Annotated in this window: 15 protein-coding genes; 1 reads left to right on the top strand and 14 read right to left on the bottom strand. The window is 50.1% G+C overall.

Annotation, left to right across the window (positions count from 1 at the left end):
* Positions 1-110: 110 nt before the first annotated feature.
* From FYJ39_RS01165 to FYJ39_RS01150, 4 genes are read right to left on the bottom strand one after another with little or no spacing between them, the layout of a single operon-like run.
* Positions 111-1,145, bottom strand: a complete 1,035-nt coding sequence (locus tag FYJ39_RS01165; RefSeq protein ID WP_154470633.1) for a galactose ABC transporter substrate-binding protein — start codon at positions 1,143-1,145, stop codon at positions 111-113.
* A gap of 26 nt (positions 1,146-1,171) precedes the next feature.
* A complete protein-coding gene (locus FYJ39_RS01160; protein ID WP_154470632.1) occupies positions 1,172-2,143 on the bottom strand; it encodes a sugar ABC transporter substrate-binding protein in 972 nt (323 codons plus the stop codon).
* A complete protein-coding gene (locus FYJ39_RS01155; RefSeq protein WP_154470631.1) occupies positions 2,133-3,929 on the bottom strand; it encodes a sensor histidine kinase in 1,797 nt (598 codons plus the stop codon). The genes FYJ39_RS01160 and FYJ39_RS01155 overlap by 11 nt, the downstream gene beginning before the upstream one ends.
* 11 nt (positions 3,930-3,940) lie before the next feature.
* Positions 3,941-5,572, bottom strand: coding sequence for a response regulator transcription factor (locus tag FYJ39_RS01150; protein WP_154470630.1), 1,632 nt, complete (start codon positions 5,570-5,572; stop codon positions 3,941-3,943).
* A 250-nt stretch (positions 5,573-5,822) separates the two neighbouring features.
* Here FYJ39_RS01150 and FYJ39_RS01145 point away from each other — a divergent pair, with 250 nt between their 5' ends.
* On the top strand, positions 5,823-7,229 hold the full coding sequence (locus tag FYJ39_RS01145; protein ID WP_154470629.1) for an amidophosphoribosyltransferase: 1,407 nt from the start codon (positions 5,823-5,825) through the stop codon (positions 7,227-7,229).
* Between the two features lies 1 nt (position 7,230).
* On the opposite strand, the gene FYJ39_RS01140 is transcribed toward FYJ39_RS01145, so the two are convergent.
* From FYJ39_RS01140 to cbiE, 10 genes are all read right to left on the bottom strand, one after another.
* Positions 7,231-7,902, bottom strand: coding sequence for a precorrin-8X methylmutase (locus tag FYJ39_RS01140; protein ID WP_154470628.1), 672 nt, complete (start codon positions 7,900-7,902; stop codon positions 7,231-7,233).
* A 48-nt stretch (positions 7,903-7,950) separates the two neighbouring features.
* Entirely contained in the window at positions 7,951-9,558 is a 1,608-nt protein-coding gene (locus FYJ39_RS01135; protein WP_235919694.1) for a cobyric acid synthase, read from the bottom strand.
* 73 nt (positions 9,559-9,631) lie between these two features.
* Positions 9,632-10,750, bottom strand: a complete 1,119-nt coding sequence (locus FYJ39_RS01130) for a pyridoxal phosphate-dependent aminotransferase (RefSeq protein WP_154470627.1) — start codon at positions 10,748-10,750, stop codon at positions 9,632-9,634.
* 74 nt (positions 10,751-10,824) lie between these two features.
* Positions 10,825-11,814 (bottom strand): adenosylcobinamide-phosphate synthase CbiB, encoded by a 990-nt coding sequence (gene cbiB / locus FYJ39_RS01125; RefSeq protein ID WP_154470626.1) that lies wholly within the window; start codon positions 11,812-11,814, stop codon positions 10,825-10,827.
* A gap of 18 nt (positions 11,815-11,832) precedes the next feature.
* Entirely contained in the window at positions 11,833-12,312 is a 480-nt protein-coding gene (locus FYJ39_RS01120; RefSeq protein WP_154470625.1) for a bifunctional adenosylcobinamide kinase/adenosylcobinamide-phosphate guanylyltransferase, read from the bottom strand.
* Positions 12,309-13,142 (bottom strand): adenosylcobinamide-GDP ribazoletransferase, encoded by an 834-nt coding sequence (locus FYJ39_RS01115; RefSeq protein WP_154470624.1) that lies wholly within the window; start codon positions 13,140-13,142, stop codon positions 12,309-12,311. Before FYJ39_RS01115 ends, FYJ39_RS01120 begins: the two co-directional genes overlap by 4 nt.
* Complete coding sequence (locus FYJ39_RS01110; protein ID WP_178258109.1) at positions 13,139-13,819, bottom strand: bifunctional adenosylcobinamide kinase/adenosylcobinamide-phosphate guanylyltransferase; 681 nt, start codon at positions 13,817-13,819, stop codon at positions 13,139-13,141. Before FYJ39_RS01110 ends, FYJ39_RS01115 begins: the two co-directional genes overlap by 4 nt.
* Before the next feature lie 20 nt (positions 13,820-13,839).
* Positions 13,840-14,898, bottom strand: coding sequence for a nicotinate-nucleotide--dimethylbenzimidazole phosphoribosyltransferase (gene cobT, locus FYJ39_RS01105; protein WP_154470623.1), 1,059 nt, complete (start codon positions 14,896-14,898; stop codon positions 13,840-13,842).
* Positions 14,895-16,412, bottom strand: coding sequence for a cobyrinate/hydrogenobyrinate a,c-diamide synthase (locus FYJ39_RS01100; RefSeq protein ID WP_154470622.1), 1,518 nt, complete (start codon positions 16,410-16,412; stop codon positions 14,895-14,897). The genes cobT and FYJ39_RS01100 overlap by 4 nt, the downstream gene beginning before the upstream one ends.
* Positions 16,397-17,695, bottom strand: coding sequence for a precorrin-6y C5,15-methyltransferase (decarboxylating) subunit CbiE (gene cbiE / locus FYJ39_RS01095; protein WP_154470621.1), 1,299 nt, complete (start codon positions 17,693-17,695; stop codon positions 16,397-16,399). The genes FYJ39_RS01100 and cbiE overlap by 16 nt, the downstream gene beginning before the upstream one ends.
* Positions 17,696-17,699: the final 4 nt, after the last annotated feature.

The following is a 17,699-nucleotide window of genomic DNA, read 5'->3' as shown; positions in this document are numbered from 1 at the left end:
TATGGTTTGTCGTATTTAGTGATTTTTTCTTGACGACAAGGGTATTATACGTCTAGTTTATGCATTTTTCTATGTGATTTTCTAAGAATCATTATAAAATTTCTTTGATATTAGTATTTTTGCTGTGTAAGAACCCTCTGGGGGCACCAGTAATATTTCTCCTTTTCCAAATCAGCCTTCTCCTTTGCATCCTTTCCTTTCGCAAGGCTGGAAGCAATATCAAAAATGAGCTTTGCATATTGCTCCTTATCCGACTCAACCGTTCCAAACAGCTTTCCTGCTTTCAGAGCCTCCTGTCCAGCCGGAATACCGTCAATCCCTACCAGCTTAATCGAACCTCCTACAATCCCCTCTCTTTCTATGGCGTCAATGGCTCCCAGCGCCATATCATCATTGTTGCAGATAACCAGTTCTATCTGATCCGGATATTCCTCCAGCCACTGCTCCATCAGAGCTGAGGCCTGACTGCGCTCCCAGTTGGCAATGCCTCCTGTGAGCTTTTCCAAGGGTACGTTTCCATCCTTTAGCGTTTGAATAGACCATTCGGTGCGGATCAGTGAATCCTGATGACTTGTCTCCCCCTCCAGCAATACATATTTTACAATTCCGTCTCCATTCCTGTCCAGAATACGTGGATTCTTCCTATAGGCATCCACCAGAATTTCCCCCTGAAGCACAGCGGATTCCTTGGCGTCTGTTCCCACATAGTAAAGCTTTTCCCAACGATTCATGTCCTCCTCTACCGGCTCCCGGTTAAAAAACACCACCGGCATCCCTGCGGCCATAGCCTTATCAATGATAATGGAGGCAGCCGACCTGTCCACAATATTGACGCAAAGCGCGTCGCAGCCCAGAGAAATAAGGCGCTCTACCTGGCTGTTTTGGGTATTTTGACTGCTTTTGGCATCCATTATGTCCAGAGTTACCTTAATTCCAGACTCCTGCTCATACTCCTTGGCCTGTTTCTCCAAAGCCATCCGTAGGGTACTGATAAAGGTGTCGTCCCCTCTGTACAGCAAAACTCCAATACGCATAGAAGTCCGTTTCTGTGGTCCATCCTTCTTCTCCCACCGGCAGAGCCAAAGTGCCGTCAGTAAAACGGCCAGAGCCACACCTGCCAGTCCGTAAACCCAACGCTTCTTCATATTCCTCCTCCTTATGCCGCTTCTTTCTATTCAATCGGATAAAACATTTTCTCATACTGCTTATCTCTCAGATTCTCCTTGTGAATATACACAGCAGGCAGCTTGATATGCTGTCCCTGCCGGCTTCCCTGTATGGCTTCCACAGCCCTCTTTACACTCAGGTATCCCTGGTTAAACTGGCTGTAAGCCGCAATGCCTCTGATGATTCCCTTGTCCACGCTGTTGAGTATGGCTGTAGTGCTTCCGATTCCGTAAAGCCCGGACACATGATCCTGGTAGACCGTGCTTCCCTCCAGAATCCGGGCCACCTGATCCAGTGACGGAGTATCCATAGCGACAATGGTAATCTGTCCGTCCCCTGGATACACGGTTTCCTCGATTACCTTACGGTAGGTATCATCATCCTTTCTCTCTACCAGGCGGCAGGTAAAGCCCTGCTCCTCCAGAGACGACCTCACTCCATCATACACATTGGCGTTGTCTCCATACAAAATTCCTTCTGTAAAAAGATATACGGGCACCTCCTGGGGAGCTTGTTTGATTACAGCCTTTGCCGTCATTTCCCCCATCCCATAGCTGTCAAGGGATATGGTGTCAGCCACATATTCGCTGGGTACAGGAACTCCTAAAAGGATAATAGGGCAGCTAGGCTTCAGCTGTTCCAGAGCCATGACGGCATTGCTTTCATTCACAGGAGACAAGATAACTGCCTTCGCTCCATCCCGTATCTCTCTTTGAACCAGCTCCATCTGCTGTTCATGGTCGTTTGTCCTGTATAGGGTGATAAAATTCACATCACAGAGAAATTCCTCCGCCGCCTTATCCATTCCCTTTTTATAATTAATATAGTAATCATCTCCTGCATCCTCAATGATCACTGATATTGGCAATATTTCCGCTTTCTTTTCCTTAATTATCAGATCGGTAGAGGACATAAGGAACAAGAGAATCAGAACACCGGCATACATACACCACAGAAATTTTTCCCTATTTGACATTTGATACCTCTTTCTTCAGATCATCGTAGGGTATGGCCGGCAAATGGGCTGTAACCGTAGTTCCCTCGTCTGGCTCTGACTCAATGATAAGGCCGTAATCTCCTCCGAAGTATAGCTTAATCCGTTCGTTTACATTTTTAACACCGATGCCTGAGCCCCTCTTTGATGGAGTATGATCTGCGTCACAGAACAAACGCCCGACTTGTTCCCTGGTCATTCCAAGTCCGTTGTCCGAAACGCTCATATACAGATCCCCCTTGTCCATCCATGCCCGTATGCTTATTTCCCCATCACCGTCCATGAATTCCATGCCGTGGTAAATCGCGTTTTCCACCAGAGGCTGCAGTAAAAGCTTTAAGCTGGCCAATCCCATTACCTGCTCCTGAGCCTCAATGCTATAAGAAAATTTATTTTTATAGCGCATATGCTGGATCATAAGATAGTTGCGCACATGCTCCAGCTCATCACCCACGGGTATAATGCTCCTGCCCCGGCTCAGACTGATGCGGAAAAAACGGGCCAGAGCCGTTACTGCCTTTACCGCCTGGGACTGCTTTTCATTTTCAATCATCCACACAATAATATCCAGCGTATTGTAAAGAAAATGAGGATTTATCTGGGACTGAAGCGTATCAAACTCGCTTCTGCGCTTTGATTCGTGCTCAGCCACAACATCATCCATCAGGCGGCGGATCTGCCTTGCCATGTTCTGTATCGAGGCGCCAAGATGCTGTATCTCATAGGAGCCGCCGCTTTTCACCTCTGCCTCCAGATTCCCTGATTCTATCTCATTAACCGCTTTTTCCAGCTCCTTGATGGGATCTGTGATTCTGGTGGAAATATAGGAATTAATAATGGACAGAATAAAGAGTACAAAGGCAATGATAAACACAATCAAAAGCCTTGTTTTAATGGTATTAAGGGCCATTCTGTCCAAAGGCGTTACTCCCACAATCTTCCATCCCGTATAACCCACTGTTTTCACAGTCAGCATCCGTTTTTTCCCGTTAAAAACCTCCTCATAATTTCCATCCCGCAGGGACGAAACCCTGTTATTATTTTCCTGCGCAATGCCGGAATCAATCAGCTGGGCTCTGGGATGATAGATGATCTCTCCGTCGCTGCTGATAAGGTACACATATCCTCCATTCCCAAGACTCACACCGTCAAATAGCTGCTCCAGGCTGTTATAGCGAATATCAATCAGGAGAACGCCTTGATCCGTGTATGGCCCCTGGGTGATTTCCACTGCCCTGGACAAGGAAATTACCCAGCGGTACTGACTTTCCCCCAGGTCAAATACAGTCTGAATATGGGGCGTGGAGAAATGAAGGTTTTCTGTCTTTTCCAGCGCATATTGGAACCAATTTTCTTCTGTTACATCTATGCCGCTTTTTAGACGGGCTGCCGGAACGGCTTCCAGCATTTGCCCGCTCTTTGACAACAAAGCTATATTTTCGATGTTATCTTTATTATTGTCATACAGAAGGGTGATGTCACTGGCAATGGAGTGATCCGACAGATCTGCATTTTTAATCGCCCCGTAATACAGAGAATCAGACAATTTCATAACAGTTCTCAGATAGGAATCCATATATCGGCTAATCTGGTTAACCAGAATCTGGTTCTCCTCCTGTATGGCAGACTCCATCTGGCTGGCCAGCCTTGAATACAGGGAAACGCCGATGAATACGCTGGCTGTCAGGGCTGTCAAGGTAAAATAGATGAATATAATATAACGGATACTGGCCTTTTGGCTGATAATATTCCGCTTTGTTAAGCCCATGGCATTACTCCTTACTTCGCCCCCCTAAATTTCGTGGGGGAAATTCCAAACCTTTTTTTAAAGACATAGCTGAAATAGTTCTGCTCCTGATAACCTACCTTGGCAGCTATAACATAGGTTTTGTCATCCGTTTTATTGAGAAGCTCCACCGCCTTGTCAAGCCGCACCTGAGTCAGATACGCGATATAGGCCTGCCCGGTCTCCTTCTTAAACATAGTAGAAAAATAGGCTGGACTCAGATGGAGCTGACGGCATATCTTTTCTACAGACAGATCCGGGTCCTGGTAGTTTTCCATAATATATTCCTTAGCCTTCTGAATCACCTGCTTCATAGTATTGTCACGCTCCTGATTCATGGCCTGATTTATATGGAGAGCCATGGACAAAAGCCACCTGGAAAAATCCTCCACCTTCACCATCTTGGGAATGATGGCAAAGGTATCCGCAGCGTCTCCCTCTGACAGCTGTGTGATATCCAGCTCATACTGCTGAATCATCTGTATCATGGAGCTGGAGATGCTGAGCATGTAGGCCTGGCACTGGCTGAAATGCACCTTGGCATCAATCATCTTATCTACAACTGCCCTTACCGCCTCCTCGATCTGCTCCCTGGGGCCAAACTTCACCGCTGCCATAAGCGCCGCCTCAGCCCGGCTGTCAAAACGGAGAAGGCCGCTGCTTACAGGCTCCACATCATTGATATAAATAGTACCGCCGGCTCCTACGATTGCCTTATAGCCCAGGGCATCCATCGCCGATTTGTAGGAGCCTCCTATATCCTTCAAATCCTGACAGCTATGGCCAATCCCCACAGTCACCGGCACCTCCAGAATCTTCCTTATCTCCTTGCAAATATCCCCAAGCACATCAATAAGACCGGTCTGGCTGTTCTCCCCGTCGATAGCGGCAATCAGAGCCAGCTCGGAGCCGGAGGCCCGGGATGAGGTAAATACCGCGCATCGACAGTACTGCTCCAGCTTTTCTCCAAAAAGCTGCTTTACAGATATTGGTATCAAATCCCTTTCCCTGTGAAGAGGCAGCTCTCTTCCGGCTCCCAAAGCCTCCTTCCCTATATCAATAGCGGCAGCCACCCATTTCTTGGCCCCCGCCAGGGGAATATGATATTCCATCAGCCGTTCCTCCATATTCTGGCTGGAGGCAGTTCCCCCTACCAGCTCATTTAAAAACTGTTCTCTGAGAATCGGCAGGTTTCTTCTATAATTTTCTCTCAGCAGGCTCACATTGCGCTTCTGCTCTATCTCCTCGTCCAGGTTTGATTTAATGCGCTTTAGGATAGCTGTCAGCTCCTCTACATTGACCGGCTTTAGAATATATTCTGTCACATTCAGCTTGATTGCCTGCTTGGCGTATTCAAACTCATCGTACCCAGAAAAAATCACGATTTTGATGGAAGGGTACCTCTGGCGCACACGTTCTGCCAGAGACAAGCCGTCCATATAGGGCATACGGATATCTGTAAGAATCACATCCGGCTCCAGGGCTTCCACCTTCTCCAAAGCTTCCTGACCGTTTTCCGCGTCTCCCACAACCGAAAAGCCAGCGTCCTCCCAGTCTATCTTTTTAATAATACTTTGCCTTACCTCTTCCTCATCATCTACCAGGATTATTCTATATAAATTCATCCCATGTACCTTCCCTTTGTCGATTTTGTACATACGCTCCCGCCCCATGTACTTAAATTATACAATGGGTTCTGTTTTTTTGCAATTCTTAGAAACAGAAGCAGTCTTATGATTTTTAATAAGTATAAATAATATATAGAACATATTGTCCTATACTACTAATATATGTTATGATTGTTTTGAAGGAGCCTGGTGTACCTTCAGCTGATACCGTAGGCGCATGAAAAAACACAAAAAAGGAGTCAGAAACATGGGCGGAATATTTGGAGTTGCATCGAAGAACAGCTGTACGCTGGATCTTTTTTTTGGAGTCGATTATCACTCTCATCTGGGAACCAAAAGAGGCGGAATGGCTGTCTATGGCGATCAGGGCTTTACACGCTCTATTCACAATATCGAAAATACGCCCTTCCGCACGAAATTTGACGGGGAGCTGGAGGAGCTTAAGGGCTGTCTGGGCATCGGATGTATCTCCGACAACGAGCCGCAGCCTCTTTTGATTGAATCCCATCTGGGCAGTTTTGCCATCACTACGGTAGGTAAGATTACCAATAAAAAGGAGCTGATCAAGGCCGCCTACGAAAATGGGCACATCCATTTTATGGGGATGAGCGGCGGACATATCAACTCCACCGAACTGGTTGCGGCCCTCATCAACCAGAAATCCACTCTGACGGAAGGGCTTCAATACGCGCAGGACAGGATTGAAGGCTCCATGACCATTCTTCTTCTGACTTCTGAGGGAATCTATGCATCCAGAGATAAGTATGGCAGAACGCCTATTGTAATTGGTAAGAAGGAGGATGCAGTCTGTGCCTCCTTTGAAAGTTTTGCGTATATCAATCTGGGATATACCGATTATAAGGAATTAGGGCCCGGAGAGATTGTATTTATAACTCCCGAAGGAGTAAAAACTCTGGTACAGCCCCAAAAGGAGATGAAAATATGCTCTTTTTTGTGGGTTTATTACGGCTATCCCACCTCTACCTACGAGGGTGTCAACGTGGAACAGATGCGTTATGAATGCGGCAGGCTGTTAGCCAGGCGGGATTCGGCACAGCCTGATATCGTAGCCGGAGTCCCCGATTCAGGAATCGCCCACGCCATTGGATACGCCAACGCGTCCGGGGTTCCCTTCGCTAGACCTTTTATTAAATATACTCCTACCTGGCCACGGTCTTTCATGCCTCAGAATCAGGGACAGAGAAATCTGATTGCCAGAATGAAGCTGATTCCTGTAGACTCACTGATTCGGAACAAGAAACTGCTTCTGATTGATGATTCGATTGTACGGGGGACACAGCTTGGAGAAACTACGGAATTTTTGTATCAGAGCGGCGCCAGAGAGGTTCATATCCGCCCGGCCTGCCCTCCTTTGATGTTCGGCTGTCCTTATCTTAACTTTTCCCGTTCTTCCTCGCAGCTGGATCTGATTACAAGGCGGATAATCCGTGACAGAGAAGGGGACGATGTAAGTGACGAGGTGTTGGCTGACTATGCAAATCCGGACAGCCAAAATTACGAGGAGATGATTGAAGAAATACGCAAGCATTTAAATTTTACTTCCCTGCGTTATCACAGGCTGGACGATTTGGTGGAGTCCATCGGCCTTTCTCCTTGTAAGCTTTGTACTTATTGCTGGAATGGAAAGAAATAACTCATTGGTTATAGCCTGGGAGCTGATACAAAAGGGCATTGCAGATTGCGGCGGCAACGTTGCTGCCGCCTTTTCTGCCTCTGGCTACGATGTAAGAGGTATGCTCCAGGGTCAATATCAGCTCCTTAGACTGTACCACATTAACAAAGCCTACAGGCGCACCGATGATGAGGGAGGGGGCAATACGACCCTCCTTAATGAGCTGATAAAGGTGTATCAGGGCAGTAGGGGCATTTCCTATTGCAAAGAGAATAGGCCGGGAAACACCTCCCCTGCCGAAGAGATCGGCTGCCTTTTCCATACTAGCCAGAGCCCTGGTCGTTCCTCTTGCCCTGGCTTTTTCCTCCACGTCCTTATCCGCCATAAAGCAGAAGGCCTCTCCGCCCAGGGATGCCAGCCGTTTTTTATTGATTCCTGCCAGACCCATATTAGTATCGGTAATAATGACCGCCCCCTCCTTTAATGCCTCCAGCCCCTTTTCTACAGCATGAGGTGAAAATATAAGATTATCTGCATAGGAAAAATCCGCGGTAGTATGAATGGTACGCTTAATAATTGGCGCCTGGTCCTTCTCCAGTTTTTTCCCCATGGCCTCCAATTCCTCCTGTATGATTTCAAAGCTACGACGCTCAATCTCAGAAGGAAGAACCTGCTCTAACTCAATCTGTTTCATATAAACCTCCGTTCTGCCGCTGACAGCCTTATTAATTATCAAAAAGTATCATGGTTTGTTTTTTATCCCTATGATGTCATATAGCTTCTCCATATCCAGCGATTTTCTCAACGCTTCTGCCAGTTTGTCATACTGCTTCTCCCGGTAGCTCCTGTAATCGGTGGCGTCCAAATCCTCCAGGGCAAGTCCTTTTTTATCCGCCAAAGCCTGAATGACTGCCTGGGCTATCCCAGGACTGTCAAACAGGCCGTGTACGTAAGAGCCGTACACATTCCCCCTATTCCAGCCATCCATTTTAACCCTCTTAGATTCCACGGCCTTTTCCTGTATCTCCATAAGATAAGACACAGGCCTGCAAAGCTCCGGCTCAGAACGCCATTGTGCCAAACGCACCGTGTCCATCACTCCATGCGTACGGTCAATCACACTCTGCCCCATATGAATTTCATAGCCAGCGATAGAACGGCCTGAAAGGCTCTCCAGACATCCGTCCAGCGTTCCAAAGGAACCCTCTACCTGGGTTCTGGTCTTTTCCTTGTAAAACTCTGTACGTAAAGGAAGCAGCCCCATGCCTGCCGCCTCTTTAAGGCTCTGAGCTTCCACCCCCCCATGGTCTATCAGCCGCTCGCCAAGCATCTGATACCCTCCGCATATGCCCCACACAGGCACCTGCCGGTCTGCCAGCTTAAGAATCGCTGCCTCCAGGCCGGACTGACGCATCCACAGCAAATCCTCTATGGTGCTTTTGGTCCCCGGAAGGAAAACCATATCCGGAGTTCCCAGCTGTGAAAGCCTGGAAACATAGCGGACCGTTACTCCGGGAAATCGGGAAAACACATTAAAATCAGTAAAATTCGATATCCTCGGAAAACGGATAACAGCCAAATCAATCCCCGATGGCCCGGAGCCTGAGCCTGATTCCAAACGGCTGCTCAGACTGTCCTCGTCCTCTATGTCAAGCTCCATATAGGGCACCACCCCTACCACAGGAATTTGGCACAGCTCCTCCAGCATGCGGCAGCCAGGCGTAAGGATGCTTATATCTCCCCGGAATTTATTAATGATCAACCCCTTTACCCTGGCTCTCTCTTCCTCCGTCAGCAGGGCCACTGTGCCGTACAGCTGCGCAAAGACGCCTCCTCTATCAATATCTCCGGTGAGAAGCACTGGGGCTTCTGCCATTTTTGCCATACCCATGTTTACAATATCATCCGCCTTCAGATTGATTTCCGCAGGGCTTCCTGCTCCTTCAATGACAATAATATCACAGGTTTTGGCCAGCCGGCTGTAGGCCGCCAGTATATCGGGAACCAGCTTCTGCTTGAAGGCAAAATAATCCTTTGCCTTCATATTTCCCCTGGATATGCCATTGACAATTACCTGAGATCCTACATCTGTGGTAGGCTTTAAAAGAATCGGGTTCATATCAACGGATGGGAGGATTTTGGCTGCCTCAGCCTGAACCGCCTGGGCCCGGCCCATTTCCAGGCCCTCTGCGGTTATGAATGAATTTAAGGCCATATTTTGGGATTTAAAGGGCGCAACCCGATAGCCATCCTGGGCAAAGATGCGGCACAGCCCGGACACCAAAACACTTTTACCTGCATTAGACATGGTTCCCTGAATCATAATTGCTTTCGCCTTGCTTTTTGACATGTTACTTTCTCCTGCTTATTCTGATTCTTCCACGCCGCCTTGGACGCCTGTTCACATGAACTTATTTTGCTTCTTACCCTTGTATTACCTCTCTTATATAAGCTGTTAGAGCCTCATTTTCCTCTCTTGTTTTCACACAGATACGGTAATAGCCAAAGTCCAGGCCAGAGTAATTGCTGCAGCTTCGGATTAAAACCTTTTTCTCCAGCAGCCTGTGATACAGCCATCCCCTTGGAAACACCTCTGGACTCTCTCCTATTTTCCTGTTTCCTGTAGCTGGAAAAAAACGGAAAAACAGATAATTAGCCCTGGAACCGTAAACCTGACAGCCCAACTCCTCCAGCCTGTCCTTCAGCCAATGCCGTTCCCTGCTGATAAGCGCTCTGGTTTCTTTCACATACCCTTTTTCCTTCAAAGCCGCCTCTCCTGCTTTCTGAGCCAGCCCCGATACAGACCAGGGCTGGCGTACCAAAGACAGCTCTTTAAGCAGCTCCCCGTGAAAGGAAAGTCCATAGCCCAGCCTGAGTCCAGCCATTGCGTACAGCTTTGTGAATGCCTTGAGTACAAAGAGCTTTTGAAACCGTTTTAGAGCAGGAATCACAGAGCACTCCTCCCACTCCTCCATAAAATCACAGAAGCATTCATCCACTGCCAGCAAAGTATCTGCTCTTTCACATTCCCAGGCCAGCCGCTCCACCTGTTCCTTCCTTGACGGTATGCCTGTAGGATTATTGGGATTACATAAAAACGCAATATCGTATGCCCTTCCCTCAGCCTTTGCCTGGCGGACGCAAGCGCACATAGCCTCCAAATCAGGTTCAAATCCCCTCCTCTCATCCAGAGAAACATACTCCACTTTGGCTCCCACTGTTTTTAAAGCCTGCTCATACTCGGAAAAGGTGGGCCTCATAACCAATCCCCTTTCCGGGCGCAGCGCAGCGGCCAGGCCAAATATCAAATCTGCCGCTCCATTACCGCAGATAATATGCTCCTCCGGGATTCCATGATGCTGTGCCAGAGCCTGCCTTAGAGCTCTGCAGGAGCTGTCAGGATAAAGAGAGCATAGTTCCCCCTCTACACACTGCTTCAGCGTCTTTCTAACTCCTGGAGGAAGTCCCAGGGGATTTATATTTGCTGAATAATCCAGAGCAATTTCACGGCTGTAAATGTCACCTCCATGCTGATATTCCATGACTGTCCACCTCTCCCTGTTTTTATTCTCACAATAGCATACGCTTAGGTTTGCCAATCACTGGGTATCTGGTTTTAACTCCAACAAAGCGCAATGGCCGCCAGCACCAGCACAAGAATCCCCTCCGATCCCATCATCAGCAGGTTGGCTCTTTTAATATCTTCCGGCTCAACAGGTCTTTCATCATCTCCTATAAACTCTTTTTTACAGAGAACTCCAAAATACCACGCATCTCCTGCCAGCCGGATACGGAGAGCTCCGGCACAGGCCGCCTCTGCGTGGGCTGAATTGGGGCTTTCGTGCTTCTTCCTGTCCCTCAGAAAAATTCGAAGGCTCTTTCTTCCATCCATACCCGGTAAAATACAGGCTGTCAGAACCATAAGACAGCCTGTAAGCCTGGCCGGAATAAAGTTAAACCAATCATCCAGCCTGGCCGCCGCCCGCCCAAACTCCAGATATCTTTCATTTTTATACCCAATCATAGAATCCATGGTATTCACCACTTTATACAAACAGCCTCCCGCCGGGCCAAGCAGCATCATATAAAGAAATGGGGCAACTACTCCATCCGACGTATTTTCTGCCACTGTCTCCACTGCCGCTCTTGTAATTCCGTCTTCATCCAAAGATGCGGTATCCCTGCCTACAATCATTGATACCTGTCTTCTGGCTCCTTCCCTATCTCTCCTATTCAGGCTGCAGCAGACCTTCATGCTCTCCTTCCACAAGCTTCTGGCAGCCAGCATTTCATAGCACAGAAGGGCCTCTAAAGCCATGGGTACAGGCCATAAGCCCGGCATGGCAGCGTCTCTTGCTATTTTAAGAGCCAGCCAGGGAATCACGCTCCAGGCAAAGCACATGATGCAGGTCAGCAAAAATCCTGCCAGCCGCTCCCTGCCCTTAAGCCCTTCTCTCAGCCCCCTTTCCAGCCCCTCTATCATCCGTCCCATCAGACGCACCGGATGAGGCAGGGCATGTGGATCTCCAAGGAGCCAATCTAGTACACAGCCTAAAAGCAGGGCTATCCAGTGAAATTTCCATAATTCCAGCCATTCTGTCCACATTCTGTATCAACCTCACTGTCATTTGATTCTCTGCCCCAGTCCGCAGCATACACGCCACACCTGCCGGGCTTCGGCTGCAGCCAGACAGCAGACGCGCCCTGTCTCCTCCCGATACATACGCTCAAAAGGATCTGCCGGAACGATTCCACAGCCAATCTCTTCTGTCACCAGAATACGGTTTTCATTACCCTCCAGCAGGCTTTGAACCAGAAACGAAGCCAGCCCCTTACGAGCCTCCTGGGTCCAGGGGAGCTCCATTTCCTGCAGCCTCTGAGCCAGCATGGATGACATCCGTTCCAGGGGAACTGCCACCTCACCCAGCATTATCCGCCTGATAAACAGATGAAAATTCCAACCCCATTTCTCTCTCATAAAGGTATCCCAGCCGGCCTTGCTTCCGTCACACCAGACCACCCTGCTTCCCGGACCTGACTTTGCAAAGGCACCTTGGGAAAAGCCTCTCTTACCCTGACCGCTTCCTCCTGTTACAAGTATCATCCTGCCAGACCTCCTATTACAACCAGTTTCGAAAAAAGTACGAGGATTCCAAAGCTGGCAGCCTCGCAGACCTGAAGAAAGAACCCTGCCAAATCACCTGTCACTCCCCCAAACTGCCTCCACGACATACGGTAATACCAGGCAAACACCAAAAGCTGAACAGACAGCACAGCCAGACCGGCAGCCAGTCCTCCTATTCCAAACAAGGCGGAGGCCAGCACACAGAAAGCCACCCATGCCAAAAGCGCCAGCCGTTCCATTCGTTTCTTTGCAGCAGCTGCAAACCCGGCAGCCAGTCCCTCCTGCTTTGCCAAAGGAAAGGCCACTACCGACAGGCCGCTGAAAGCCCGCTCCATTGTAAACGCCACTACAGGCAGGAAATATAGCATCCCTTCTGACCTGCCACGTACCCCGGCAGAAGCCAGCATAGAGGTATATTCATAAAGGATACCTGTGTAAATAAGCATGTAGACCGCCATACCTATTACGGCAAAGGCTCCAATATGAGGATCTTTTAATATATTCAGCTTACGTTCCCTGTCTCCATAGGAGTGGAGGGCATCCATGGTATCCAGAAAGCCGTCCATGTGAATCCCCCCTGTCACCAGCAGCGGAACAGCCGCTCCTGCCAGAGCTGTAAACAGCTCCGAAAACCGGAACAGCTTCATTCCCAGCCAGAACCACAAGGCCAGCGCCGCACCCTCCAGCAGGCCTACAATAGGAAAACAGCACATCACATAGGCCATCCGCTCCTTCCTCCACTCCACCTTAGGCATGGGAAGTCTGGAATACATGGATATGGCAATGATACAGGAATAGAGTCCATTCATAATTCCTCTGCTCCTTTCAAACAGGCTGTTCCAGAGCCGTCGGGGGCGTTCCAAACGACAGGAATGCCGTAAACCACTTCCACCACCCGGTCTGCCATATCTGCCAGCTGCTGGTTTATGAGTCCCATCAGACGGATGTACTCCATGGTTTCCGTTTCATAAACCCCTCCTCCGCTTCCCACCTCATTGGTGACGATCACCATATCCTCTGCCTGAGAGGACAAAGAGGCAATGTCCCGGACTATCCTGGAGGCAAGGGCCTCAAGCCCCCCGCAGCTTTTCCAGCTTTCCCCGCTAAACATCTCATTTGCCGCCAGATTGGATATACACTCCAGAAGTACGGCCTTCCCCGCTTTGGAATCAGAGCTTCCCCGAAAGGCCAGGCCGGACGGAGAAACAGCATCAGACTGTAAGCCGTAAATTTGACTATCAGAACACACATTTCCTTGCCCTGCATCATCCAGTGTAAGAATGCCCAGATTCCGCTTACATTCCAAAGTAATAAACCCCTTCCCCTTCCGCTGCTCCCTGTGGCGTTTAACCTTCTCCATGCTTTCTTTTCCCAGCACCTCCATTGTTGCCACATAATAGTTAAGCGGGCGGTTAAAACTTACCACCAGAGCTTCTCCATATTCAGATTTTCCACTTCCGCTTCCGCCTGTCACTAAGGTTATCACCCTGACCGTTTCCTTCCCTTCTACTGTAAATGCTGGTATTGCTCTACCTGTATTTCCTCAAAGCTGCTCATCTGCCCGTAGACAGCCGCAGCCATATCCAGCAAAGGAAAGCAGGCGGCAGCCCCTGTACCTTCACCCAGACACATTCCGGCCTGGATTACCGGCGTCAGTCCCAGCGCATCCAAAGCTATGCCTCCCGCTGGCTCCGCAGACCTGTGAGACGCAAGGAGATAGCCCTTTACCTTGGGACAGATTCCCACGGCTGCCAAAGCCCCGGCTGCTGTTATCAGCCCATCCAGCACCACCGGCATACGGCAGAGACCGCAGCCTATGTAAAACCCGGCCAATGCCGCCAGATCCAGCCCTCCTACCTTTGCCAGTACATCCACCGGATCTCTTCTGTCCGGTCTGTGAAGCGCCAGCCCTTCTTTTATCACCTGCACCTTACGCCTGTACCCTGCTGAAGTAAGCCCGGCTCCACGGCCAGTTACCAGCTCCGGCTCCACATTCAAAAGAGTCGAAAGAACTGCGCTGCTGGTAGTTGTATTTCCAATTCCCATCTCTCCTGAGCCTGCAAGCTCATAGCCTTTGGCCTTTAATTCACAGGCTATGGCAATACCTGTCTCTATGGCCTGAACTGCTTCCTCTCTGCTCATAGCAGCCTCTTTTCGGAAATTGCGGGTTCCGCTGGCAACTCTGCGCCAGAGGACTCCCTTGACTGGAGAACAGGACGCCATCCCCACATCCACCGGAATCACGTCGGCGCCTGCCCGCTCTGCCATGAGACAAACGCAGGAGCGGCCTGCCGCCATATTTTCTGCCACAATGGCAGTTACCGCCTGACCTGTCTGGGTAACGCCCTCCTCCACAATTCCATTGTCGGCACACATCACAACAATGGCTTTCCTGCCAATGGAGATCGTTGAACTTCCCTGGGCCCCTGCTATACGGATCACATCCCTCTCCAGCTCTCCCAGGCTGTTTAGGGGCTTTGCTACCCTGTCCCAGCGCCGGGCGGCTTCCCGGGCGGCTGCGCCGTCAGGCTCCTTCACTGCTTTTACTGCTTCTTCTATATTCATGTTCCAGCGACCTCTTGTATCCTGCTGTATTCAATACATTGGTTTGCAAACCTCTGAGTCCACTGAGGGCAGGAGCCGTAGTAAAGATGAGGGAACCCAGCTACCGTCCGTCCCACTGTACGCATGCAGGGCCAGCTTCTCCCTCCCACTGGCTTCACCGCAGTCATAACATACTCCCCCTCATCACAGACACAATCCCAATAGTGAAACTCATGCCCCTTAATACTTCCCCCCTCCTCCAAAAAGGGGAGCTTCCGGCTGCAGGTAACCGTTATGTATCCAAATCTGCGGCTTCTTCCCACAGGCCGGCCCTTTCCTTTAAAAACACCTGCCATGGGATAGCTGCAGCCGTCGGCCCCCTCCAGCTCCTCCAAAAGATACAGATATCCGCCGCACTCTCCGTGAATCGGCATCCCTGCCGCTGCCGCCTCTGCTACAGCTCTGCGCATGGAGGAATTCTCCCACAGCTCTCTTGCATAATTTTCCGGATATCCACCTCCAAGGAGCAGCCCCCCCAGCCCGGAAGGCAGAATTTGATCATGAATGGGGCTAAAGAAAACCAAGTTAGCTCCCGCCGCCTCCATAGCCTCCAGATTTTCCCGGTAGTAAAAGCAAAAGGCCTCATCCATAGCCACTCCAAGGCGGAATTGCCTCGAACAGGTCTTAGCCTCCCTTACTTCCAGACAAATATTTCGGGGAGCTCCATAAGAAGCTGCAGAGGTAAGGGAGGAGCCAGCGTCTCCCTTTCCTGTCTCCCCTCTCTTTCCGACTTTCACAATCTGACCCAGATCCAGGCTCTGCTCCAGACAGCCGGCCAGCTTATCCATCTGCTCCTTTAGCCCCTCTATCTCCTCTGGAAGCACCAGCCCCAAATGACGGCTGTCCACCTTAAGGAAATCCAGCCTGGGCACCCAGCCCACCACAGGAACATGGAGCCTGCCCTCCACTACTGCCTTCAGGCTGCCATACATTCCCGGAGCCATCCGGTTAAATATAATTCCTGCAATCTGGTTATTCCTCCCCTTTCCGGCATTGCTTCTTCCGGGAACTTTAGCTGCGTTCTTTCTATTCTCCCTTTCTTCCATTTCCTCTGCACCGGTGTCAAAGTCCAGGAATCCCTGAATCTGCGCAGCAAGGGAAAGGCTGGCTCCATAAGCGTCCACCACCAGAAAAACAGGCAAATCCAGAGTAGACGCCACATCCCAGGCGCTGGCCTTTAAGGACACGCCGCCCAGACCGTCAAAATAACCCATAGCCCCTTCCACTACGGCAAAGCTCCCGAAGCTGTATCTGGAAAACCGGTTTTTCATCTGCTTCGGATCTTCAAAAAACAGATCCAGTTGACCACTCCCCACCCCCAGCACCTTTTGGTGAAACAGGCCGTCAATGTAATCCGGCCCACATTTAAAGGCAGTCGGATTTAGTCCTTTCCGTTTTAAAAGAGCAAGAAGCCCGCAGGTTAATATCGTTTTTCCGCTGCCGCTTTTGGGGGCAGCTATCATAATTCCTGACATTCATTTTCCTTTCCTTCCTCCGGCGGATACTGCATCACCGCAACGTACACGGGATTCTGGGCCTTCGGCATATGGTATCTCCCCACCAGCTCCACTGGTGCAGCCAAAATCTGAACCAGCTCCCTGTCTTCAAATCCAAAATCCTCCATACATTCCAGAATCTCTCCAACGGTTTCCAGAGTGATGGCATTTGCCACAATCCGCACCTGCGGATTGGCAGTCAGAAGACTGGCCACAATCTCCTTCATTCGTCCATTGCTCCCTCCGATAAACGCATGGGTAGGCGGTCTCAGCCCGTTTAAAGCCTCTGGCGCCTCCCCCTCCACAATGTGGAAGCCAGCCCAGCTTCCATGGAACTTCTGGCGATTCGATTCGATTAGCTCCAAAGCCTCCTCTTTTCTCTCAATGGCATACAGCTCTCCATTGCCCTCTCTGCGGCGGATGGCCATTCCCATTTCCACTGCCACAGAACCGGTTCCCGCGCCGATGTCATAGCACACAGCTCCGTCTCCAATGCGCAGCTTCTCCAGAGAAAGCCTTCGCACCTCTGCCTTTGTCATGGGAACCTTTCCCCGGATAAACTGGTCGTCGGAGGGTCCTGCCTCAGGATAGAGCTGCCCTTCCTCTGCGTCTGGATTTTCTACCAGCACACAGGCCAGATTGCCAAAGGGATGGCTCTCATCCTCCATGAGCAGCTCAGCCGGCGTCATTTCCCAGGCAATCCGCTCATCCTCATAGGAGAAATTCTCTCCAGCCCACAGCGTAACACCGCTCATCCCGCTGCTGACCAGCTGACGGCACAGACCGGACACACTTGCGCTGCCTCCCAGGAGTACGAAGGATGTGGCGTATTTGCGAATCTGGCCCACCACATCACACTGGCGGCCATGGCTGCTGACCGTATGAACCCTCTGCCAGCTCTTGCCAAGCCTGGAGCAAAAATAGGACAGGCTGGAAACACCCGGCACATACTCAACATCCCAGCCTTCCCTTAAAAATGCCCTTCCGGCTGCCTCCGCTCCACTGTAAAAGCCGGTATCTCCAGAAAGCACCAGCGCCGCTTCCTCCCAGCAAAAGCTTCCCAACCATTGAACCATCTCGCTAGGCTTATAAGAAACAAACACCTGCTTATTCTCCCCAAAGTCCCGAATGCTGTCCAGCATCCGGTCTGCCCCCATAATCACCTGAGCTGCCTCCAGACAGTCCATAGCCCTGCCTGTAAGCTGAGCCTCACTTCCCATTCCAATCCCTACAAGATATACTATCGGCCGCATTTCCTTCATATTC

Source organism: Clostridium porci (genome assembly GCF_009696375.1).
Classification (GTDB): domain Bacteria; phylum Bacillota; class Clostridia; order Lachnospirales; family Lachnospiraceae; genus Enterocloster; species Enterocloster porci.
The sequence above is the reverse complement of the archived record's forward strand: the minus strand, read 5'-3'. Positions and strand labels throughout refer to the sequence as shown.